Origin of the sequence: Pseudomonas sp. G34, assembly GCF_031119625.1 — a bacterium.
GTDB lineage: Bacteria > Pseudomonadota > Gammaproteobacteria > Pseudomonadales > Pseudomonadaceae > Aquipseudomonas.
Map to the genome: position 1 here is coordinate 117935 of NZ_JAVHZV010000017.1, position 21102 is coordinate 139036.

The following is a 21102-nucleotide window of genomic DNA, read 5'->3' on the forward strand; positions in this document are numbered from 1 at the left end:
GCTTACCACCAGTATTTGCCGAAGTTTTCCGGATTGGCCCAGAACTTGGCGTTCAGCCAGTCGGGCGCCTGTTTGTATTCGAGCAGGTCGTAGGTAAACAGGCTCAGTACTTGTTCATCCCGAGAAAAGCGTTCGCTGACATGCAGTGCCAGGGCGAAGAAGTCGGTGTCTTTCCAGCCGCAGGCCGGCAGATCGACCAGCACCGCCAGGCGGCTGGCATTCAGATTGCGGATGCCGCCGAGCAACTGCAGACCGGCGCGTCGCTCCAGATGCTCGAGACAGTCGACCACCACGGCGAGATCGAAACGTTGCCCGGCAAGCTCTGCTGGCAGGTAACCGGGGCTGGCGTGGGCCACCAGGCTGTGCGGATGCGCCTTTTTGAACGCATTGACCGCGGGTTGCTCGCTGGCACTGACCAACAGCAGCCGGGCAGGCGCATAACGTTGCATTAGAGCGGCCAGTGATTGTTGGGGGGTGCGGGCGGACGTGATTTGGCTCATTGGAAACCTCGAAACAATCACAAAAGACTACCGCGCATCCTCATATTCAACTAGAACTGTTCGGCCTGCAGTGATGTCGTAATGCTGTCTGGCAGATTTTGAAGCGGGCGTCTTTAATCCAGAGTGTCGGTTTTTGCGCCGATTCCATTAGGAGACTTGCATATGAGTATTACAAGGAAAGCGGTACCCCTGATCATTGCGTCCACCCTTCTGACGGGTTGCGCTGGCGTTCAGAAATCCGACTGGCCGACCTGTGCCGCTGTTGGTGGTGTGAGCGGTGCCGCTCTGGGTGCCATCGAAAGCTCGGCCTGGGCGGGCGGTGGTGCAGTAATTGGCGCGGGTTTCGCCGCTGCCTATTGCTGGGTTCACGGCGCCGAAGACCAGCAAGTGGCGGTAGTCGAAGAGACCGTCATGGTCGAAGAGACTGTTGCACCTGAGCCGGTTGCCGAAGCGGTGCGTGTCGAACTGGACGTCAAGTTCGACTTCGACAAGGCGCAGGTCAAGCCGGAGAGCATGGGCGATATCCAGAGCCTGGCTGACTTCATGAAGCAATACCCGCAAACCACCACCGTGGTTGAAGGCCATACCGACTCGGTTGGTACCGACGCCTACAACCAGAAGCTGTCCGAGCGCCGTGCCACCGCTGTGCGTGACGTGCTGGTCAACCAGTACGGTGTCGGCGGTACCCGCGTGAACGCAGTCGGCTATGGTGAAAGCCGCCCGGTTGCCGACAACGCCACCGAAGAAGGCCGTGCGATCAACCGTCGCGTAGAAGCCGAAGTCGAAGCCCGGCCATAAGCCTGACTCGACCTTCGTGAGCTTCCTGGCCGGCCCTGTGCCGGCCAGGAACACGATGTCACGCAATGGACATCGTTTTTGCTTGAGCCCTCTGTTTCCTCGCCCATAAAAGCAGTAATGTGCCGCACGATAACAAGTGGGGAGGGGCGTTAATGAGGATGATCGCAAGGCTGGGCAAACTGCTGGCGACACTGTTCTGGTGCGTCGTACTGGTCAATCTCGTCTCCCCCTATGCACAACCCTTCGCGCAGCTGCTGACGCTGGCCGGCGTCGCCGTGCTGGGCCTGCATCTGGCCGAACTGCTGCTGTTCAATGCGCTGCTCCGCGCGCAGCCACGGGTGGCCGTCGAGCGCGCCAAGGTGCTGGCGTTCGGCATGTTCCATGTCTGGTCGTTGCCTGCCGCCGAGACGGTGACCGCGGCGGTGCCGACGAATGCCGAGGAGGCCGCCCCATGCGCAAGCTGATTTTCCTGGCTGCCTTGTGCTGCCCGCTGGCAGCGCTGGCTGCAGCCGTGATCGAAGTCGATTCCCACCATTTCACCCGACTACCCGTGCAGGGCAGTGTTCTGCAGCTGGATCGCGTTGCCGTGGCTGACAGCGGCACCTTGCTGATTCCTGTCGGGGTCAGCGAAGTGCGCATCGGCGAATTGTATCTGGGCCACGATGCGCAGATCGCCATCGCACCGTCGAACGAGCGTCTGTTGCTGGATATCGGCAGCGGCCAGATTGCCGCGGGTGCGCAGATCAGCGCACCGGGGGCGCCAGGTACGCCACAACAGGCGGCCATGCCTGGGCGCACCCTGGTGATTCGCATGCAGTCGGTGAGCACCGAACCCTGGTTGCTCGATGCCCGTGGCGGCCGTGGTGCGGCGGGTTACGCCGGCCTCGACGGTGCCAATGGCAAGGCCGGCGGTTGCGCCTGGGGCAAGGCCGGCGCTGGCCATGACGGCCAGGATGGTAGCGACGGTCACCCTGGCGCCCCAGGCGGCCAGGTTCGCCTGGAAGTACCCAGTGATTTTCCTGTCGAGCACGTGCAGGCGCGGCTCGACGGTGGCGCGGGTGGCCCGGCGGGTACGGCGGGCAATGCCGGTAGCGGCGGCGCGAGCAAGGGCTGCTGGATCTACAGCACCAGTGCCGGCCTCGATGGCCGCCCTGGCGCACCTGGGCAGCCAGGCGCCGCGGGCCAAGCAGGGCGGCTGGATGTGGTGCGTTTCTAAGAGGAAAAGGGCCTGGCCCTTTTCATTACAGGCTGGGACGCGCCGCGGCGAGAGCCACCACGGCCAGACCTAGCAGCAGGTTGAAGGCCACCAGGCGGCGGATACGCCCCAGCACGGCGCCTGCCACCGGCCAGTCCTGCGCTTGCACGGCGCGGCGCATGGCCGGCAGTTGCAGCGCCTGGATGCGCAGGAACAACGCCAGCATCGCCAGGTACAGGCCCATCATCACGTGCACGTAGCGCGGCGCACCATCGAAACCACTGAAGCCCATGTGCAGCAGGCCGATGCCACTGACCGGCAGCAGCACGACGGCGATCCATACCCACACGAAGAAGCGTCGAAAAACTTCCAGCCACAGCGTCAGGCGCTCCGGCGCCTGCAGCGTAGCGGCCGCCGGGCGCAGCACCATCCACGCGAAGAACATGCCGCCGACCCAGATCAGCGCCGCGAGCAGGTGCAAGGTGTAGATGAGCGAATAGGGCGGCATTCAGGTACTCCGGTAGCCAGCGGATCATCTCGACGCAACTGCACAGCCGTCGGTTTGGCTGGTCCTGCATCGTGCAGGTCGCGCTCGGCCTGCCGTGATCGGTTTCAGAAAGTCGGGCCCGCTGCCGCGTTGCAGCGGTACTCTTCATCGGGAGCCGGCAAGCGAATCAGCACAGGGGCGATAGGCGCGTTATGATAGCGGCCGTCAGCGAATACTGAAAATATATCCAGCCTTTCTAAGCCAAGATCCTTAATGCTCAGCACCGAACTCAAGGCCCAGATTCAGGGCGCCTACACCCGTTTTCTCGAATCCAAGGGCCTCAAGCCTCGCTATGGGCAGCGCCTGATGATCGCCGAGGTGGCCAAGGTGCTGGGCACCATCAAGGTCGATGACGAAGGTCGTCGGCTCGGCGACCCCGCGGTGGTCGCCGTCGAGGCCGGCACCGGTACCGGCAAGACCGTGGCCTACTGCATCGCCGTGATTCCCACCGCCAAGGCCGCTGGCAAGCGCCTGGTGCTCGCCACCGCCACCGTGGCGCTGCAGGAGCAGATCGTGCACAAGGATCTGCCCGATCTGATGCGCAACAGCGGCCTGAACTTCAGCTTTGCACTGGCCAAAGGCCGTGGCCGTTATCTGTGTCTGTCCAAGCTCGACGTACTGCTGCAAGAGGGGCAGGCGCAAAGCTCCACGGCACAGTTGTTCGAGGAAGAAGGCTTTCGCATCGACGTGGACGAAGAAGGCCAGAAGCTGTTCACCAGCATGATCGAGAAGCTCGCCGGCAACAAATGGGACGGCGACCGTGACAGCTGGCCCCAGGAGCTGGAAGACAGCCGCTGGGCGCAGCTGACCACCGATCACAGCCAGTGCACCGGCCGCCATTGCCCGAATTTCGGCCAATGCACCTTCTATAAGGCCCGTGAAGGCATGGGCAAGGTCGACGTGATCGTCACCAACCACGACATGGTGCTGGCCGACCTTGCCCTGGGCGGTGGCGCGGTGCTGCCCGATCCGCGCGACACCCTGTACGTGTTCGACGAAGGTCATCACCTGCCGGACAAGGCCATCGGCCATTTCGCCCATTTCACCCGCCTGCGCTCGACGGCCGACTGGCTCGAGCAGATCGCCAAGAACCTCACCAAATTGCTGGCCCAACACCCGCTGCCGGGTGATCTCGGTCGGCTGATCGAGCAGGTGCCGGAGCTGGCCCGCGAGCTCAAAACTCACCAGCAATTCATGTTCAGCGCCTGCGAGCAGGTCGCCGATTTCAAGCCTGGTGAAGACATGGAAGGCCGCGAGCGGCCACGCCACCGGTTTGTCGGCGGCGTGGTGCCCGAGCATCTGATCGAGTTGGGGCTGGAGCTGAAAAAGGGCTTCTCCAAGCTCAACGACCTGTTCACCGGGGTGACCGAAAAGCTCAAGGAAGCCATGGATGGCGAGGGCAGCATCGGCATCGCCAGCCATCAGGCCGAGGAATGGTACCCGCTGTTCGGCAGCCTGCTGGCGCGCGCCCAGAGTACCTGGGAGCTGTGGCTGGCGTTCACCGCCGAAGACCCCGAGAACAGTCCGCCCATGGCACGCTGGCTGACCCTGGCCGAGAGCGGTGCGCTGTTCGATATCGAGGTCAATGCCAGCCCGATCCTGGCCGCGGAAACCCTGCGCCGCAACCTGTGGAGCGTTGCCTACGGCGCGCTGGTCACCTCGGCAACGCTCACGGCGTTGGGTACCTTCGACCGTTACCGCATGCGTGCCGGGTTGCCCAAGGCAGCGGCTACGGCGGTGGTGCCCAGCCCGTTCCACCATGCCGATGCCGGCGTGTTGCGCGTACCGGATCTGAAAGCGGATCCGCGCAACGCCGCCGAACACACCGCGGCGATCATTCGCGAGTTGCCGGGGTTGGTGCAGGGCTCGCGCGGTACGCTGGTACTGTTCTCCTCGCGGCGGCAGATGCAGGACGTGTTCGACGGCCTGGAGCGCGACTGGCGCAAGCGTGTGTTCATCCAGGGCAACCTGTCCAAGCAGGAAACCCTCAACAAGCACAAAGCGCGGGTCGACAGCGGCGAGGAGAGCGTGTTGTTCGGCCTGGCCAGTTTTGCCGAGGGCGTCGACCTGCCGGGCGCCTACTGCGAGCATGTGGTGATCGCGAAGATTCCCTTCGCCGTGCCGGACGATCCGGTCGAGGCGGCCCTGGCCGAGTGGATCGAAGCGCGCGGCGGCAACCCGTTCATGGAGATCGCCGTGCCCGATGCTTCGCTGCGCCTGGTGCAGGCCTGCGGGCGCCTGCTGCGTACCGAAGAGGATCGCGGCACCATCACCCTGCTGGATCGGCGCGTGGTCACCCAGCGCTATGGCAAGGCGATTCTCAACGCGCTGCCGCCGTTCCGCCGGGAAATCAGTTAGGCGTCTGCGGCGCTGCGCAAGAAAATCTCGCCGCCGGCCCGTCATCGGACATGCGGGCTTTGCGGTGGAGCCCCCATCTGTCGCACTATTGCGCCTGCGCGCGTGATGCGCGGCAACAGGCTCGTGACGGGATGGTCGCGAGCACTCATATTCGTCGTCGAGTTGCGGGGAGAAGGGGTCTTGAAGGTCAACACCTGGCTGCTGTCGGCCGATCGTTCGGGGCAGTGCACTGCGCACGCACCTGTAGGTCTGGTTTCCAAAGTTCTGTCACTGTGCATCGCTGCAGCCCGTCCTCGACACCCACTGGCGATGCGGCGCCTGGCGCTGGTCACGCTGCTAGGCCTGCCGGCCCTGGGCAGTGCGGCCGATCGCCAGGAGCTGTTCAACTTCGTGCGGCCGATGGATGCCGTGCAGGTATCTGGCGATAACGCCTACCTGCCCAGCGTCACGGCTGAGAGTGCCGCCCAGGGCGAGATCCTGCGCCGCCTGACCTTCAACCCGAGCGAGCGCCCGACCCTGCGCCTGACGCCGCAAAGCGGCAGTTGGGACTGGTCCGAGGCGAGCGCCATGAGCCTGCGCGTGCAGAATGCCATGGACTGGGCGCTGACCCTGGATGTGACCATCGAAAGTGCCGATGGCAAGCGCCTGACCAGCCAGATCGCCTTGCCGGCCGGCCCGGCGCAGACGCTGCTGATGCCCCTGGGCGCCACTTCGCCGCGTGCCCAGGGCATGCGTGCCGGTGCGCCGATGCCCTGGCGCTACGACGGTCGTCTGCTGCTCCTGGCGGAAACCGTGACGGGTGAAATCGACCCCAACAACGTTACTGCCGTGACCCTGTCGATGCCCAACCCCCAGGCCGCGCAGCACGTGCTGCTGGGCCGTTTCGGCGTGCGTGGCAGTGCTGATCTGGAGCAGGCCTACCGCGGTATCGTCGACGGCTACGGCCAGTTCACCCGCCGCGACTGGCCGGGCAAGATCAAGAACGACGAGCAACTGCGCCAAGCCGTTGTGCAGGAAGACAAGCAGCTGCAGGCCTGGAAGGCCGACCACCCCAGGCAGGACATCTACGGTGGCTGGATCGGCGGCCCGTCTTTCGAGGCCAGCGGCTTTTTCCGCACCGAGAAGCGTGGCGATCGCTGGTTCCTGGTCACCCCGGAAGGCAATCCCTTCTATTCACTGGGCGTGAACACGGTAATCGGCACCGAGAGCCAGACTTATATCGAAGGGCGTGAAGCGATGTTCAGCGCCCTGCCGGCCGAGGGCGAGCCGCTGGCGGCCTTCTATGGCAGCAGCGACAGCCAGTCCGAGACCGGCGCCAACCGTGGGCGCGACTTCGCCAGCGGTCGCTGGTACGACTTCTACTCCGCCAACCTGCAGCGTACCTATGGCGAGCTGAAGCCGCAGCTCTGGCGCGAGCGCGCGCAGAACCGCCTGCAGGCCTGGGGCTTCAATACCCTGGGTAACTGGAGCGACAACGATTTCGCCCAGGACAAGCGCATGCCCTACAGCATTCCGCTGTCGATCCATGGCGACTACGCGACCATCAGTACCGGCGTTGACTGGTGGGGCGGCATGCCCGACCCGTTCGACCCACGGTTCGCCATGGCCGCCGAGCGGGCCATCGCCATCGCCACCCGTGACCACCGCGACGATCCCTGGGTGATGGGCTATTACGCCGACAACGAACTGGCCTGGGCCGGCCCGGCGGAAGATCCGCTGTCACGCTATGCACTGGCCTACGCCACGCTGCGCCTGACCACCGACGTACCGGCCAAGCGCGCCTTCCTCAAGCAACTGCGTGACAAGTACCGTAACCAGGAAGGGCTGTCCAAGGCCTGGGGCATCGACCTCAAGGCCTGGGAGCTGATGGAGGATCCGGGCTTCCAGGCGCCGCCGGTGAACCCGGCGTATCCGGCCATCGAAAACGACATGAAGCGCTTTCTGCGCCTGTTCGCCGATACCTACTTCAAGACCATCGCCGACTCGCTCGACTGGCATACGCCCAACCACCTGCTGCTAGGTGGCCGCTTCTCGGCCAGTATTCCCGAGGCGGTCGAGGCGTGCGCGCAGTATTGCGACGTGCTGAGCTTCAACTTCTATACCCGCGAACCACAGCAGGGCTATGACTTCGAAGCCCTGCGCAAGCTGGACAAACCGCTGCTGGTCACCGAATTCCATTTCGGCTCCCGCGACCGTGGCCCGTTCTGGGGCGGCGTCGCCGAGGTGTACAAGGAAGAGGAGCGTGGCCCGGCTTATGCCAACTTCCTGAAAAAGGCCCTGGAAGAACCGCAGATCGTCGGCGTGCACTGGTTTCAGTATCTCGATCAGCCGGTTACCGGGCGCTTGCTCGACGGCGAGAATGGTCACCTGGGCCTGGTGGCGATCACCGATCGGCCGTGGGATGGTTTCGTCAGCGCCGTGCGCAAGGCCAACCTGAGCGTGCCGCCGTTGGTGCTCGAGCAGGCCGCCAAGGAACCCGAGGTAAAACCGGCCGCCGCGCCTGCTCAGAATGCTGCGCCGGCCACCGCGCCGGCAGCCGATAGCAACGCGCCGGCCGCCGAGCCCAAGCCGTAATCATCGCGCGCCAGCCGGGCTGGCGCCTTTCCCATGCAGGAGCCGTCAGTGCAGATTCAGGGTTACTTCGACCTCAAGTTCGAAGCGGTAAAAGACGCGTTCGCGGCCTTGTTCGATGATCCGCAGGAACGTGGCGCCGGCCTGTGCGTGCAGGTCGGCGGGGAAACCGTGGTGGACATCTGGGCCGGCGTCGCCGACAAGGACGGCCAGCAGGCCTGGCACAGCGATACCATCCTCAACCTGTTCTCCTGCACCAAGCCGTTCACGGCGGTGACCGCATTGCAACTGGTGGGCGAGGGCAAACTCGAGCTGGATGCGCCGGTCGCGCGTTACTGGCCGGAGTTCGCGGCAGCGGGCAAGGAGCGCATCACCCTGCGCCATTTGCTCAGCCACCAGGCGGGGCTGCCGGCGATCCGCCAGAACCTGCCTGCCGAGGCCCTGTACGACTGGCCGACGATGACCGCCGCGCTGGCCGCCGAGGCGCCCTGGTGGGCGTTGGGCGAGGGCCATGGTTATGCGCCGATCACCTTCGGCTGGCTGGTCGGTGAACTGTTGCGGCGGGTCGAGGGGCGTGGTCCGGGCGAGTCGATCGTGGCGCGCACCGCCAAGCCGTTGGGCCTGGATTTCCATGTCGGCCTGGCGGACGAGGAGTTTCACCGCGTCGCCACCATCAGCCGCGGCAAGGGCAACCTGGGCGATGCGGCAGCCCAGCGCATGCTCAAGACCATGATGAGCGACGCCCAGGCCATGACCACCCGGGCGTTCACCAACCCGCCGTCGATCATGACCAGCACCAACAAACCCGAATGGCGACGCATGCAGCAGCCGGCGGCCAATGGCCATGGCAACGCCCGCAGCCTGGCTGGTTTCTACAGCGGCCTGCTCGATGGCAGCCTGCTCGACAGCGAGCTGCTCGCTGAACTCACCCGCGAACACAGTGTCGGTGAGGACAAGACGTTGCTGACCTCCACGCGTTTCGGCCTTGGTTGCATGCTCGATCAGCCCACCGTTGGCAATGCCACATACGGCATGGGGCCGCGTACGTTTGGCCATCCCGGGGCGGGCGGTACCACCGGCTTTGCCGACCCCGAGCGTGATGTGGCCGTGGGTTTCGTTACGAATAACCTGGGGCCGTTCGTCTTAATGGACCCGCGTGCACAGAAACTTGCGGTTATCTTATGCGAGTGTTTTTAAGAACCGCGCTTAAACTCTTGCGCTACAACGCTTTTAGCTGACTCCGGATAACCCGGGTGCCTTCGACCGATTAGATACGGATGAACCGATGCTTTCCTATAAGACTTGCGCGCTGGCGCTTTGCGTACTGCTGACAGGTTGCTCCCTGTTCGAGAAGAAGGAAGACCCCAAGCCGGTTCCCATGCCGCCGCCCGAAGTCACCCAGGCCTGGCTGGACGAATACGAGCCGCTGCTGCGTGAGGCCATCAAGGACAGCAATTTCGAGATGGAGCGCCGCGAGAACCTGCTGGTGGTCACCGCGCCGGTCAAGGGCTCGTTCAACCCGGACCGCCCCGGCATGCTGCTGCCGATCACCCTGAGCCCGATCACCCGCGTGGCCAAGGTGCTGGAAAAGGACAGCAAGGTCGGCGTGCTGGTACTCGGCCACGCTGACAGCAGCGGCGCCCTGGAGACCAACCGCGCGCTGAGCCTCGAGCGCGCCCGTGCCTTCACCGCCATCTTCCGCCTCAGCGGCCTCAAGCAGGATCGCCTGATGGTCAAGGGCATGGGCCCGGACATGCCGCGCGCCGCCAACGACAGTGCCAACGGTCGTGAGCTGAACCGCCGTGTGGAAATCCTCCTGACCCGCCAGGACACCCTGCAGGCGCTGATTGCCAAATACAGCACCCCCGATCCGGCACCGGCTGCCGCCACTGCTGTTGCCGCCGCCGACAAGCCAGCCGAGAAGCCGGCTGCCAAGGCTGCCGCCAAACCTGCAGCCAAGGCCGTGGCCAAGGCGTCGGCCAAGCCCAAGGCAGCTGCAAAGCCGGCCGCCAAGCCCGCAACCAAGGCGGTTGCCAAAACTGCCGACAAGGGCACCACCAAACTGGCCGATGCCAAGAAAGTGGTTGCCGCAGATCAAGCCAAATAAGGCCTGTCCCGTTAAGCTAGGGTCTTTGTCGCTTTCGAGAGTACGCTCATGACTCAGACCCTGGCCGACATGCGCCGTGATTACACCCGTGACGGGTTGAGCGAGGATCAGGCGCCGCTGGAGCCCCTCGCGCTGTTCAGAAGCTGGTTCGCCGACGCGGTGAAAACCGAGCAGCCTCCTGTAGAACCCAATGCCATGACCCTGGCGACCGTCGATGCCGATGGTCGCCCGCATTGCCGTGTGCTGCTGCTCAAGGGCCTGGACGAGCGGGGCTTCACCTTCTTCAGCAACTACCAGAGCGCCAAGGGCGAGCAGCTGCAGGCCAATCCCTTTGCAGCATTGACCTTTTTCTGGCCGACCCTGGAGCGCCAGGTGCGTATCGAAGGGCGCGTCGAGCGGGTGACGCCTGGCGAATCCGATGCCTATTTTCAGGTACGCCCGCTGGGCAGCCGCCTCGGTGCTTGGGCATCGCCGCAGAGCCGGGTGATCCATGACCGCGGTGAGCTGGAAGGCCTGCTGGCACAAACCGAACGACGCTTCGCCGACCGGGCGCCCGAGTGCCCGCCGCACTGGGGTGGTTACCGCCTGCTGCCCGAGCGCATCGAGTTCTGGCAGGGGCGTGCCAGCCGCCTGCATGATCGTCTCGACTATCGGCTCAATGGCGAAGCCTGGCTGCGCCAGCGCCTGGCGCCCTGACGACCTTTCGTTGCGCCGCCGCTGCGGCGCACGGCATGCCCCTGGACACCCGCCCAGCCTGGCGGCTCGCCCCAAGCAGAGCGCACGATGCTAGAACTCGACTCCACCCTGGCCCAGCACATCGTTGATCGCGCCATGGCCATCCTGCCGTACAACATCAACGTGATGGATGCCCAGGGCATGATCATCGGCAGTGGCGACCCGCTGCGTCTGCACACCCGCCACGAGGGCGCACAGCTGGTGCTGGCCAACCGGCGGGTGGTGGAGATCGACGAGCAGGCCGCGGCCTGCCTGCGTGGCGTGCGCCCCGGGGTGAATCTGCCGCTGCTGCATGCCGACGAGCTGATCGGCGTGCTGGGCATTACCGGCGCCCCCGAGGTGGTGCGGCCCTACGCCGAACTGGTGCGCATGGCGGCGGAAATGCTGGTCGAACAACGCCAACTGCAAGCCGAACGCCACTGGCAACGGCATCAGCTCGACGCCTGGGTGCGTCAGCTGTTCGACCCCTCGGTTGCCATCGCGGCATTGGCGGCCGAAGCCGAGCGCCAGGGCCTGACGTTCACTTGGCCCCGTCAGGTATGCCTGCTTGAGCTGCACGGGCAGGGCGAGCCCCTGGCGCAGCAGGCGCGCCTGCTTGGCGCCCTGGCCGGCAAGAAGGAGCACCTGTGGGCGCCGTTGGGCATGCGTGAGCTGCTCTGGTGCCGGCCGCTGGCCGCCGGTCAGGACGACTCTCACTGGCTGGAGGGCGCCGACGAGCGTGGTTGGGGCGTGGGCCGTCTGCTGGTCAGCGACGCGGTTCAGTCACTCGCTGAACTGCGCCAGGCTTGTCTGGCGCTGCGTGATCTGCAGGCCTTCGCCCGGGCACGGCATCCGTCACTGCGCCTGGTGGCGCTGGAACAGCATCGTCTGCCGACCTTGCTGCATGCCCAGCGCCACAGCTGGTTGCTGCAGGGCTGGCTGGCGCCCTTGAAGCAGGTGCTCGCCCATGACGCCAGCGGCGTGTTGCGCGAAACCCTGGAAGCCTGGTGCCGGCATGACGGCCAGGTGCAGAGCTGCGCGGCGGCGCTGGGCATTCACCGCAACACGCTGCGCTATCGCCTGGAGCGAATCGCCGAACTCAATGGCGTCGAGTTGACGCGCCTGGATCGCCGTCTGCAGCTTTCCCTCGGGCTGGGTCTGATCGAACCCAATGGCTGAACCTCGTGGTGCGTGGGCACAGTAAATGTTGCCGCTGGCCTCTCTCTCGTTGTGCGCGTGAACAGGGTGCGAGCGCCCGCCGCTGAGTGACAATGTGTGACAGTGGCATCCCATAACAACAACGAGGACTCCGGCATGGCTCTGGTTCTGATCCTGGTCGCACTGATCGCGTTTATCGTGCTGTCGACCACCCGTCTCAAGCTGCACCCCTTTCTGGCCTTACTGGCGGCTGCGCTGATCGCCGGTTTCGCTTATCAACTGCCCCATCAGGACATTATCAAGACCATCACCACCGGCTTTGGCGGCATCCTCGGCAATATCGGCATCGTCATCGTGCTCGGCACCATCATCGGGGTGATTCTCGAGCGCAGCGGCGCGGCGATCACCATGGCCGAAACCGTGATCAAACTGCTCGGTGAGCGCTTCCCGACCCTGACCATGTCGATCATCGGTTATCTGGTGTCGATCCCGGTGTTCTGCGACTCGGGCTACGTGATCCTCAATTCCCTGAAGAATGCCCTGGCGGCACGCATGAAGGTATCGATCGTGGCCATGAGCGTGGCCCTGGCTACCGGCCTCTACGCCACCCATACCTTCGTGCCGCCGACACCGGGCCCGATCGCCGCTGCCGGCAACCTCGGGCTGGAATCGAGCCTGGGCCTGGTGATCGCCGTTGGCCTGTTCGTGGCCATGATTACCGCCCTGGCCGGCATGTGGTGGGCCAACCGTTTCATCGGCAAGGACATCGCCCTCGTGGATGACGGCACGCCGCTGCCCAGCGCCGAAGAGTTCGCCGAGCTGCGCAGCCAGTACGGCAAGCTGCCGAGCGCTGCCCAGGCCTTCGCGCCGATCTTCGTGCCCATCCTGCTGATCTGCCTGGGCTCCATCGCGGTGTTCCCCAGCAAGCCATTCGGCGAGGGCGAAATTCTGGCGGTGCTGCGTTTCTGTGGGCAGCCGGTAGTGGCGTTGCTGATCGGTCTGCTATTGGCTTGCACCCTGCTCAAGGGCAACGGCAAGCGCCAGAATCTGCATGACCGGGTCAGCGAGGGTATCGTTTCCGCAGCGCCCATTCTGCTGATTACCGGTGCTGGCGGCGCGTTCGGCGCGGTGTTGAGCGCCTCGCCGCTGGGTGCCTACCTGGGCGCCACGCTATCGGCACTGGGCGTCGGCTTGTTCATGCCGTTTCTGGTTGCCGCTGCCCTGAAAACCGCCCAGGGCTCGAGCACCGTGGCCCTGGTTACCACCTCGGCGATGGTGGCACCGCTGCTGGCGCAGCTTGGCCTGGACAGCGAAATGGGCCGGGTGCTGACGGTCATGGCGATCGGTGCGGGGGCGATGACCGTGTCCCACGCCAACGACAGTTTCTTCTGGGTGGTCACCCAGTTCAGCCGCATGCCAGTGGCGGTCGCCTACCGCGCCCAGACCATGGCTACGCTGATCCAGGGCCTGGTCGGCATGCTCACCGTGTGGCTGCTCAGCCTGGTCCTGCTGTAAGCCTTTTCCTCCACGGGGCGCTTGCGGGCGCTCCGCCGTTTTCGAGGTTTCTGCATGAAAATCGTCATTGCTCCGGATTCGTTCAAGGAGAGCCTGAGTGCGCCCGACGTGGCCCAGGCCATCGCGCGCGGCTGGTTGGCCGTGTACCCGGATGCCGAGATCGCCCTGTGCCCGATGGCCGATGGTGGCGAAGGTACGGTCGATGCCGTGCTGGCGGCGAGCGGCGGCGAGCGGCGCGAGCTGTTGGTGAAAGGGCCGCTGGACACGCCGGTGAAGGCTCACTGGGGTTGGCTTGGCGACGCCACGGCAGTGATCGAGATGGCCGCAGCCAGTGGCCTGCACTGGGTCCCCAGCGGCCAGCGCGACGCCCGCCTGACCTGCAGCTACGGCACTGGGCAATTGATCCTGGCGGCTCTGGATGCCGGGGCCACACGGATCATTCTCGGCCTGGGCGGCAGTGCCACCAACGATGGCGGCAGCGGCTTGCTGCGCGCTCTGGGCGTGCGCTTTCTGGATGCCGGCGGCAACCAGCTGCGTGCCGGTGGCGCGGCCTTGGCGGCGTTGCAGCGCATTGATCTCAGCGGTCTCGACAAGCGTTTGCAGCACGTGCAGGTCGAGGTGGCCGCGGACGTGGACAACCCACTGTGCGGCCCCAAGGGCGCCTCGGCGGTCTTCGGCCCGCAGAAGGGCGCAAGTGCCGCCCAGGTCATCGAACTCGATGCCGCGCTGGCGCGCCTGGCCGAAGTGGCGGGCGAGGCGCTGGGCGAAGATTTCAGTACCTTCCCGGGGGGTGGTGCCGCCGGAGGCCTGGGCTTTGCGGCCAAGGCGTTTCTCGGTGCGCGCTTTCGCCCTGGTGTCGAGCTGGTTGCCGAGCTGTCCGGCCTCGCTGACGCGGTGCGCGGCGCAACCTTGGTGATCACCGGGGAAGGGCGGCTGGATGCCCAGAGCCTGCACGGCAAGACCCCGGTCGGCGTAGCGCGGGTTGCCCAGGCCCACGGGGTACCGGTGATCGCCCTGGCAGGCAGCCTGGGGGAGGGTTATCAACAGGTACGCGAAGCCGGCATCGAAGCCTGTTTCAGCCTGGCTCCGGGACCGATCACCCTGGAGTACGCCTGCGCCCATGCCGGGCAGGAGCTCGAAGCACGTGCCGCCGACCTCGCCAGGTTGTGGCGCATCGCCCAGCGTGCCGGTCGCCGAGATTCGTTGTGAGACCAAGGTGACGATTTGCCAGTACGGCTGTCTATACTGACGTCGGGTTGATCAGATGCCGACCCTGTACCGATGCTGAACGGATGAAGCAATTTGTCGGCAATTACAGTGACCGTCCTGACGGCCAAGGTGTCGTAGGGTTATCAGTCAAGTCTGGAGAATCGTCATGCTTAAACCTGGTTTTTTTGCCGCCCTGTTCGCCGCCGCGACGCTGACGCTTGGCGGCTGTGCATCCAGCCTGACCGGCGACAGCTATTCGCGTGACGAGGCGCGAGCCGTACAGACCGTGCGCATGGGCACCATCGAGTCGCTGCGACCGGTCAAGATCGAGGGCACCAAGACGCCAATCGGTGGCGGTGCGGGTGCGGTGATCGGTGGCGTGGCGGGTAGCGGCGTCGGTGGTGGCCGGGGCTCCGCCGTGGCGGCGGTGATCGGTGCGGTTGCCGGTGGCTTGCTGGGCGCTGCGGCCGAGGAAGGCATCACCCGTACCCAGGGTGTGGAAATCACCGTACGCGAAGACGACGGCAGCATGCGTGCCTACGTGCAGGCCGTGGAGGAGAATCAGATCTTCCGCGTCGGTGAGCGTGTGCGCATCGTGACCGTCAATGGCACCAGCCGCGTCACCCATTGAGCCAACCTCCAGCACCGGTAGTTGAGCGGTGTCAATCGGGGCCGGAACAGCCTAGCTGTTTCGGCCCCTTTGCTTATGCTGTTGGTATGTAAGCAGGCGCTTTTGATAGCGTTTGGTAATAGTTCTACCCATGACCTCGCGTTGATAGCTAAGCATAATCACCCTGCGCTGCGAAGCGAGCGTCCGGGCTAAACAGATCGAACATAACGTGCGGATTATCAGTCAGTTATAACCAATCACTGGCCATCGATCGGGTCCCTGCTCCTGTGCATGGGCAGCGATTGGAGTTGTATCGGCTGCTGATCGGGCTTCGCGCATACCCTTGCAAGCATCGGTCGGACTGCAGTCGACCGGATTTGGCACACATCAATGGGCCGCCAGGTTGCAGGCGGGCTGGTACGAGAGGTTTTAGTGTATGGCGCTTGCGCTGGTCGTCGCCTTACCATTTCTAGGCATCCTTCTTCCACTCCTGGCTGACCGCAAGGGGCGCTCGCTGTGCGCCTTGGCCGCGGCACTGGCGCCGGCCGCCGCCATGGTCTTGCTGTGGGCGGAACGGCCAGGCACCTTCGAAGGGCATGGCCATGTGGTGCGCTATCCCTGGCTGACCGAGCTGGGGCTGGACCTGAGCTTTCGTCTCGACGGCCTGTCTTTCCTGTTCGCGCTGCTGATTCTGGGGATCGGCCTGCTGGTCATCCTCTACGCCCGTTATTACCTGGGCAAGCAGGAGCCGATGGGGCGTTTCTTTGCCTACCTGCTGTTGTTCATGGGTGCCATGCTGGGTGTGGTGCTGTCCGAAAACCTGCTGCTGATGTTGATGTTCTGGGAACTGACCAGCCTGTCTTCATTCCTGCTGGTGGGCTTCTGGAGTGGTAGCAGCGACGCGCGGCGAGGCGCGCGCATGGCGTTGACCGTCACGGGGGGCGGTGGCCTGGCATTGCTGGCCGGCATCCTGCTGCTGGGCCACATGGCCGGCAGCTTCGAGCTGAGCGTGGTGCTCGAGGCGGGTGACATCGTTCGCGCCCACTCGCTGTACCCCGTGGCCCTGACCCTGATTCTGCTTGGCGTGTTCACCAAGTCGGCGCAGTTTCCCTTCCACTTCTGGCTGCCCCAGGCCATGGCGGCGCCTACCCCGGTATCGGCCTACCTGCATTCGGCCACCATGGTCAAAGCCGGGGTGTTCCTGCTGGCGCGCCTCTATCCGGTGCTCGCCGGCACCGACTGGTGGTTCTACATGGTCAGCATGACCGGCATGGTCACGCTGTTGTTCGGCGCCTGCATGGCGCTGTTCCAGCATGACCTCAAGGGCTTGCTGGCCTACTCGACCATCAGCCACCTGGGCCTGATCACCCTGCTGTTCGGCCTCGATACCGAACTGGCGACCGTGGCGGCGCTGTTCCATATCATCAACCACGCCACCTTCAAGGCGTCGTTGTTCATGGCTGCCGGCATCATCGACCACGAAACCGGGAGCCGCGACATGCGGCGCATCGCCGGGCTATGGAAATACATGCCGCACACCGCGGTGCTGGCCATGGTGGCGGCCTCGGCGATGGCCGGTGTGCCGCTGCTCAATGGCTTCCTGAGCAAGGAAATGTTCTTCAGCGAAACGCTCAGCCAGGATCTGCTGGGCATCTTCAACTGGATGATTCCGGTGGCGGCAACCCTGGCGGGGGTGTTCTCGGTGGCGTATTCGCTGCGCTTCATTCACGACGTGTTCTTCAATGGCGAGCCCAAGGACCTGCCCAAATATCCGCCCCATGAGCCGCCGCGCTACATGAAGATTCCGGTGGAGATCCTGGTGTTCCTGTGCCTGCTGGTCGGCATGCTGCCCGCGTATACCGTGGCACCGCTGCTGAGCGCCGCGGTGTCGGCCAGCCTGGGTGGCGAGGCGCCGCAATACAGCCTGGCGATCTGGCACGGGTTCAACCTGCCGTTGGCCATGAGCGTGGTGGCACTGGCCGGCGGGGTGCTGGTCTACGCCTGCCGCGAGCCCCTGTTCCGCTGGTACAACGGCATGCCGACGGTGGACGCCAAGGATGTTTTCGAACGCGTGATCTACCGCCTGGTAAAGAGTGCCCGTGGCCTGACCCACCTGCTCGAGAGCGGCTCGCTGCAGCGCTACATCGCGCTGTTGCTGCTCAGTGCGCTGGTGCTGCTGGTGGTGGCGCTGTCGGAGCTCAAGAAACTCGATGGTGGGGTACCGTTGTCGCCGGTGGATGGCATAACCGCACTGGGCATGCTGATCCTCTGCCTGATGGCCGTGCTCACCGTGGTGTTCCACCGCAACCGGCTCAAGGCGCTGATGACGCTCAGTTGCGCCGGGCTCATGGTGGCCCTGGCCTTCGCCCGCTACTCGGCGCCGGACCTGGCCCTGACCCAGCTGTCGGTGGAGGTGGTGACCATCATCCTGCTGGTGCTGGCGCTGTTCTTCATGCCCGACCGCACGCCGCAGGAGTCCAGCAGCCTGCGCGGGCTGCGCGACGTGGCCCTGGCGGGCGGTGCCGGTATCGCCATCGCCTTGCTGACCTACGCGGTGATGACCCGTCCGTACGACAGCATCTCGGCGTTCTTCCTGGAAAACAGCGTCAGTGGCGGCGGCGGCACCAACGTCGTCAACGTGATTCTGGTGGACTTCCGCGGCTTCGATACCCTGGGTGAGATCGTCGTGCTGGCCATCGCCGCGGTCGGCATCTACGGCTTGCTGGCCGGGCTGCACCTGCCGCACCCGGATACCGACCGCAATGGCAAACTCTGGTCGACCGATAGCCACCCCATGATCCTCGATGTGATCGCCCGGTTGATGATGCCCATGGCACTGCTGGTGTCGGCGTTCATCTTCCTGCGCGGCCACAACCTGCCGGGCGGCGGCTTCATCGCCGGTCTGATCACCGCCATCGCCCTGATCCTCCAGTACGTTGCCCATGGCGTCGAGTGGACCCAGCAGCGGCTGCGCTGGAGTTACCACTCCATGGCCGGCCTGGGCATTCTCATCGCCGCGCTGACCGGCCTGGGCAGCCTGGCGTTCGGCGCACCGTTCCTGACCTCGGCGTTCGACTATTTCCATCTGCCGCTGATCGGCAAGTTCGAATTGGCCACGGCGCTGCTCTTCGACCTCGGTGTGTACCTCACGGTAGTGGGGGCGACGCTGCTGATCCTTTCCAACATTGGCCATGTCAGCCAGGACGAATCCAGCAAGGAGGTTCACTGATGGAAGCGCTCTACGCCCTGACCCTTGGCGTGCTGACCGCAGCGGGCGTGTATCTGCTGATGCGTGCGCGGGTCTACCCGGTGGTAATGGGGCTTACCCTGATCTCCTACGCCGTCAACCTGTTCCTGTTCGCCATGGGGCGCCTCGGCACCGGCGTGCCGGCGGTCATCGGCAAGAGCGCCGAGCACGGCGATCCGCTGCCCCAGGCGCTGGTGCTCACCGCGATCGTCATCGGCTTCGCGATGACGGCCTTCGTGGTGGTGCTGTCATTGCGTGCCCTGGGTGAGCTGCACACCGACCATGTGGATGGCGAGGAGCCGCGTTGATGAACCATGGGCTGATCCTGCCAATCCTGTTGCCAATGCTCGCCGGCAGCCTGCTGCTGGTACGTTCCTACCTCTCGTTGCGCGTCAAGCGCGTGCTTTCCCTGGCCGTGACCTGGGCGTTGCTGCCGATCAGCATCTGGCTGCTGCTGCAGGCCGATAGCGGTGAGCTGCAGCTCTATGCGCTGGGCAACTGGCAGGCGCCGTTCGGCATCGTGCTGATGCTCGATCGCCTGTCGGCATTGATGCTGGTGACCACCGCCGTGCTGGCCGGGTTCGCGATGCTCTACGCGGTGCGCGGCGACGACGAGCGGGGTGCCAATTTCCACGCCCTGTTCCAGTTCCAGCTGCTGGGCATCAATGGCGCGTTCCTGACCGGCGATCTGTTCAACCTGTTCGTGTTCTTCGAGATCCTGCTGATCGCCTCCTACTCGCTGCTGGTCTACGGCGGTGGGGCGCAGCGGATCAAGACCGGCGTGCACTACGTGGTGCTCAACCTGGTGGCCTCGTCGCTGTTCCTGATCGGTATCGGCATCCTCTACGGCCTGCTCGGCACCCTGAACCTGGCCGACCTGGCGCTCAAGATCGCCGAAGCCGATGCCGAGCGGCAGCCGCTGCTGGCCGCTGCCGGCTTCCTGCTGCTGATCGTGTTCGGCCTCAAGGCGGCGATACTGCCCTTGTATTTCTGGCTGCCCAGCGCCTATGCCGCGGCTACCGCTCCGGTCGCGGCACTGTTCGCGATCATGACCAAGGTGGGCCTGTATGCGATCGTGCGGGTGTTCACACTGCTGTTCGGCAACCAGGCCGGCGGCCTGGCCCACCTGGTCGACGACCTGCTCTGGCCGGTGGCGATGTTGACGCTGGTGGCGGGGGTTATCGGTGCGCTGGCGGTTCGCCGCTTCGAGCGGTTGATCGGTTACCTGGTCATCGTCTCGGTCGGCACCTTGCTGGCCGGCATTGCCCTGGGCACCGCCGATAGCCTGAGCGGCGCGCTGTTCTACCTGATCCACAGCAGCTGGATCTGTGCAGCACTGTTCCTGCTCGCCGATCTGGTCGCGCGTCAGCGCGGCGAACTGGGTGGGCGCCTGCGCACCGGCCCACGGCTGGCCAACCCGCTATTGCTGGGGGCGATGTTCTTTATCGCCGCAGTGTCGGTGGCCGGGCTACCGCCATTTTCGGGGTTTCTTGGTAAGGTGATGCTGCTGCGCGCCGCTGGCACCGGGCAACAGGCTCTGGAGCTCTGGCCGGTGGTATTGATCGGCGGGTTGGGCATGCTGGTCGCCCTGTCCCGTGCGGGCAGCGTGCTGTTCTGGCGCACTGCGGACGAGGCCGTCGCCAAGCCCGAACTCGATAGCGTGCGTACGTTGGCTGCCATCGGCCTGTTGGCCTGCAGCCCGTTGCTGGTGGTGGCGGCGCAACCGGTGTACGCCTACACCCAGGCCACGGCTGAGCAGTTGCTGGACGTTGGCGCTTACCTGCAACTGGTACGCGGAGGTGGAGCATGAGTCTCAAGCGCTGGCTTCCTCACCCCATATTTACCCTGATGCTGACGGTGATCTGGCTGTTTCTGGTCAACAAGCCGAGTCTCGGGCACCTGGTGCTGGGCGCCTTTCTCAGCTGGGGCATCATGCTGCTGTGCCGCGACTTCATGTTCGACGTGCCGCGCCTGCGCCGTCCGCTGAAGCTGTGCCGTTACATCCTGATGGTGCTGTGGGACATCCTGGTGGCCAACATTCATGTGGCGCGCCTGGTACTGGGCCCGACGCGCAGGCTCAGGCCGGCCTTCGTCGAGGTGCCGGTGCGCATCGAGAACGAGTTCTTGCTGGGCGTGCTGGCGTGCATCCTGTCGTTGACGCCAGGTACCGTATCCTCGGGGCTCAGCGCCGATCACAAGACGCTGTTGCTGCACGTGCTGGATGCGGCGGACGGCGATGACATCATCGCGCAGGTCAAGTCGCGCTACGAAGCGCCGCTGCTGGAGATTTTCGAATGCTCGATATCGTGATTCCCTTCTGCATGGCCCTGATGGGCCTTGCCATGGTACTCAACGTGGTCCGGCTGGTGCGTGGGCCGTCGATGCCGGATCGCGTGTTGGCGCTCGATACCCTGTACATCAACGCGCTGGCACTGATCGTGCTGTTCGGTATCTGGCTGCAATCGGATCTGTTCTTCGAGGCCGCGCTACTGATCGCCATCATGGGCTTCGTCGGCACCGTGGCGGTGGGCAAGCACATGATGCACGGCGAAATCATCGACTGAACGGAGGAT

At 64.8% G+C, this 21102-nt stretch carries 17 protein-coding genes and 2 pseudogenes; 17 read left to right on the top strand and 2 right to left on the bottom strand.

All coding sequences use genetic code 11. The features are described from left to right. Positions 1–2 precede the first annotated feature (2 nt). Positions 3–500, bottom strand: a complete 498-nt coding sequence (locus tag QYS36_RS12050; RefSeq protein WP_308839699.1) for a DUF6231 family protein — start codon at positions 498–500, stop codon at positions 3–5. A 441-nt stretch (positions 501–941) separates the two neighbouring features. Between QYS36_RS12050 and QYS36_RS12055 the strand changes: the two are divergent. The 3 genes and pseudogenes from QYS36_RS12055 to QYS36_RS12065 all read left to right on the top strand — a co-directional run. Next, a pseudogene (locus QYS36_RS12055) lies at positions 942–1298 on the top strand (OmpA family protein); the annotation flags it as partial. 152 nt (positions 1299–1450) lie between these two features. Continuing rightward, on the top strand, positions 1451–1762 hold the full coding sequence (locus QYS36_RS12060; protein WP_308839700.1) for a DUF1145 domain-containing protein: 312 nt from the start codon (positions 1451–1453) through the stop codon (positions 1760–1762). Further along, positions 1750–2514, top strand: a complete 765-nt coding sequence (locus QYS36_RS12065; RefSeq protein WP_308839701.1) for a collagen-like protein — start codon at positions 1750–1752, stop codon at positions 2512–2514. Before QYS36_RS12060 ends, QYS36_RS12065 begins: the two co-directional genes overlap by 13 nt. A gap of 25 nt (positions 2515–2539) precedes the next feature. Here QYS36_RS12065 and QYS36_RS12070 read toward each other — a convergent pair whose 3' ends face one another. Continuing rightward, on the bottom strand, positions 2540–3001 hold the full coding sequence (locus QYS36_RS12070) for a CopD family protein (protein ID WP_308839702.1): 462 nt from the start codon (positions 2999–3001) through the stop codon (positions 2540–2542). 252 nt (positions 3002–3253) lie between these two features. On the opposite strand from QYS36_RS12070, the gene dinG reads away from it, so the two are divergent. The 14 genes and pseudogenes from dinG (at position 3254) to QYS36_RS12140 (ending at position 21093) form a co-directional block, all read left to right on the top strand. Beyond that, positions 3254–5398 (top strand): ATP-dependent DNA helicase DinG, encoded by a 2145-nt coding sequence (gene dinG, locus QYS36_RS12075; protein ID WP_308839703.1) that lies wholly within the window; start codon positions 3254–3256, stop codon positions 5396–5398. 309 nt (positions 5399–5707) lie between these two features. Next, the gene (locus tag QYS36_RS12080) at positions 5708–7972 is read left to right on the top strand and encodes a beta-agarase (RefSeq protein WP_308839777.1); all 2265 of its coding nucleotides are present in this window, start codon (positions 5708–5710) and stop codon (positions 7970–7972) included. A 48-nt stretch (positions 7973–8020) separates the two neighbouring features. Next, positions 8021–9166, top strand: coding sequence for a serine hydrolase domain-containing protein (locus QYS36_RS12085; RefSeq protein WP_308839704.1), 1146 nt, complete (start codon positions 8021–8023; stop codon positions 9164–9166). A 169-nt stretch (positions 9167–9335) separates the two neighbouring features. Next, positions 9336–10076: pseudogene (locus QYS36_RS12090) on the top strand (OmpA family protein); the annotation flags it as partial. A gap of 48 nt (positions 10077–10124) precedes the next feature. Next, positions 10125–10772 (top strand): pyridoxamine 5'-phosphate oxidase, encoded by a 648-nt coding sequence (gene pdxH, locus QYS36_RS12095; RefSeq protein WP_192423081.1) that lies wholly within the window; start codon positions 10125–10127, stop codon positions 10770–10772. Between the two features lie 87 nt (positions 10773–10859). Continuing rightward, a complete protein-coding gene (locus QYS36_RS12100) occupies positions 10860–11969 on the top strand; it encodes a sugar diacid recognition domain-containing protein (RefSeq protein WP_308839705.1) in 1110 nt (369 codons plus the stop codon). 135 nt (positions 11970–12104) lie between these two features. Next, entirely contained in the window at positions 12105–13463 is a 1359-nt protein-coding gene (locus QYS36_RS12105; RefSeq protein ID WP_308839706.1) for a GntP family permease, read from the top strand. A gap of 54 nt (positions 13464–13517) precedes the next feature. Continuing rightward, complete coding sequence (locus QYS36_RS12110) at positions 13518–14672, top strand: glycerate kinase (protein ID WP_308839707.1); 1155 nt, start codon at positions 13518–13520, stop codon at positions 14670–14672. A gap of 166 nt (positions 14673–14838) precedes the next feature. Further along, positions 14839–15303 carry a hypothetical protein gene (locus tag QYS36_RS12115; RefSeq protein ID WP_308839708.1) on the top strand — a complete coding sequence of 155 codons (465 nt, stop codon included), beginning with the start codon at positions 14839–14841 and terminating at the stop codon, positions 15301–15303. 415 nt (positions 15304–15718) lie between these two features. Continuing rightward, positions 15719–18511, top strand: coding sequence for a monovalent cation/H+ antiporter subunit A (locus tag QYS36_RS12120; RefSeq protein WP_308839709.1), 2793 nt, complete (start codon positions 15719–15721; stop codon positions 18509–18511). Then, positions 18511–18837, top strand: a complete 327-nt coding sequence (locus QYS36_RS12125; RefSeq protein WP_308839710.1) for a Na+/H+ antiporter subunit C — start codon at positions 18511–18513, stop codon at positions 18835–18837. The genes QYS36_RS12120 and QYS36_RS12125 overlap by 1 nt, the downstream gene beginning before the upstream one ends. Further along, positions 18837–20339, top strand: coding sequence for a monovalent cation/H+ antiporter subunit D (locus tag QYS36_RS12130; protein WP_308839711.1), 1503 nt, complete (start codon positions 18837–18839; stop codon positions 20337–20339). The genes QYS36_RS12125 and QYS36_RS12130 overlap by 1 nt, the downstream gene beginning before the upstream one ends. Then, entirely contained in the window at positions 20336–20839 is a 504-nt protein-coding gene (locus QYS36_RS12135; protein WP_308839712.1) for a Na+/H+ antiporter subunit E, read from the top strand. Before QYS36_RS12130 ends, QYS36_RS12135 begins: the two co-directional genes overlap by 4 nt. Continuing rightward, positions 20824–21093: a K+/H+ antiporter subunit F gene (locus QYS36_RS12140; protein ID WP_308839713.1), complete on the top strand. Its 270-nt coding sequence runs from the start codon at positions 20824–20826 to the stop codon at positions 21091–21093. Before QYS36_RS12135 ends, QYS36_RS12140 begins: the two co-directional genes overlap by 16 nt. Positions 21094–21102 lie beyond the last annotated feature (9 nt).

Excerpts from the sequence above, each read along its gene's own strand:
- QYS36_RS12110 (WP_308839707.1), top strand. The coding sequence starts at position 13,518 with ATGAAAATCGTCATTGCTCCGGATTCGTTCAAGGAGAGCCTGAGTGCG.
- QYS36_RS12060 (WP_308839700.1), top strand. The coding sequence starts at position 1,451 with ATGAGGATGATCGCAAGGCTGGGCAAACTGCTGGCGACACTGTTCTGG.
- QYS36_RS12135 (WP_308839712.1), top strand. The coding sequence starts at position 20,336 with ATGAGTCTCAAGCGCTGGCTTCCTCACCCCATATTTACCCTGATGCTG.
- dinG (WP_308839703.1), top strand. The coding sequence starts at position 3,254 with ATGCTCAGCACCGAACTCAAGGCCCAGATTCAGGGCGCCTACACCCGT.
- QYS36_RS12100 (WP_308839705.1), top strand. The coding sequence starts at position 10,860 with ATGCTAGAACTCGACTCCACCCTGGCCCAGCACATCGTTGATCGCGCC.
- pdxH (WP_192423081.1), top strand. The coding sequence starts at position 10,125 with ATGACTCAGACCCTGGCCGACATGCGCCGTGATTACACCCGTGACGGG.
- QYS36_RS12125 (WP_308839710.1), top strand. The coding sequence starts at position 18,511 with ATGGAAGCGCTCTACGCCCTGACCCTTGGCGTGCTGACCGCAGCGGGC.
- QYS36_RS12050 (WP_308839699.1), bottom strand. The coding sequence starts at position 500 with ATGAGCCAAATCACGTCCGCCCGCACCCCCCAACAATCACTGGCCGCT.
- QYS36_RS12070 (WP_308839702.1), bottom strand. The coding sequence starts at position 3,001 with ATGCCGCCCTATTCGCTCATCTACACCTTGCACCTGCTCGCGGCGCTG.
- QYS36_RS12140 (WP_308839713.1), top strand. The coding sequence starts at position 20,824 with ATGCTCGATATCGTGATTCCCTTCTGCATGGCCCTGATGGGCCTTGCC.
- QYS36_RS12115 (WP_308839708.1), top strand. The coding sequence starts at position 14,839 with ATGCTTAAACCTGGTTTTTTTGCCGCCCTGTTCGCCGCCGCGACGCTG.
- QYS36_RS12065 (WP_308839701.1), top strand. The coding sequence starts at position 1,750 with ATGCGCAAGCTGATTTTCCTGGCTGCCTTGTGCTGCCCGCTGGCAGCG.
- QYS36_RS12105 (WP_308839706.1), top strand. The coding sequence starts at position 12,105 with ATGGCTCTGGTTCTGATCCTGGTCGCACTGATCGCGTTTATCGTGCTG.
- QYS36_RS12120 (WP_308839709.1), top strand. The coding sequence starts at position 15,719 with ATGGCGCTTGCGCTGGTCGTCGCCTTACCATTTCTAGGCATCCTTCTT.
- QYS36_RS12080 (WP_308839777.1), top strand. The coding sequence starts at position 5,708 with ATGCGGCGCCTGGCGCTGGTCACGCTGCTAGGCCTGCCGGCCCTGGGC.
- QYS36_RS12130 (WP_308839711.1), top strand. The coding sequence starts at position 18,837 with ATGAACCATGGGCTGATCCTGCCAATCCTGTTGCCAATGCTCGCCGGC.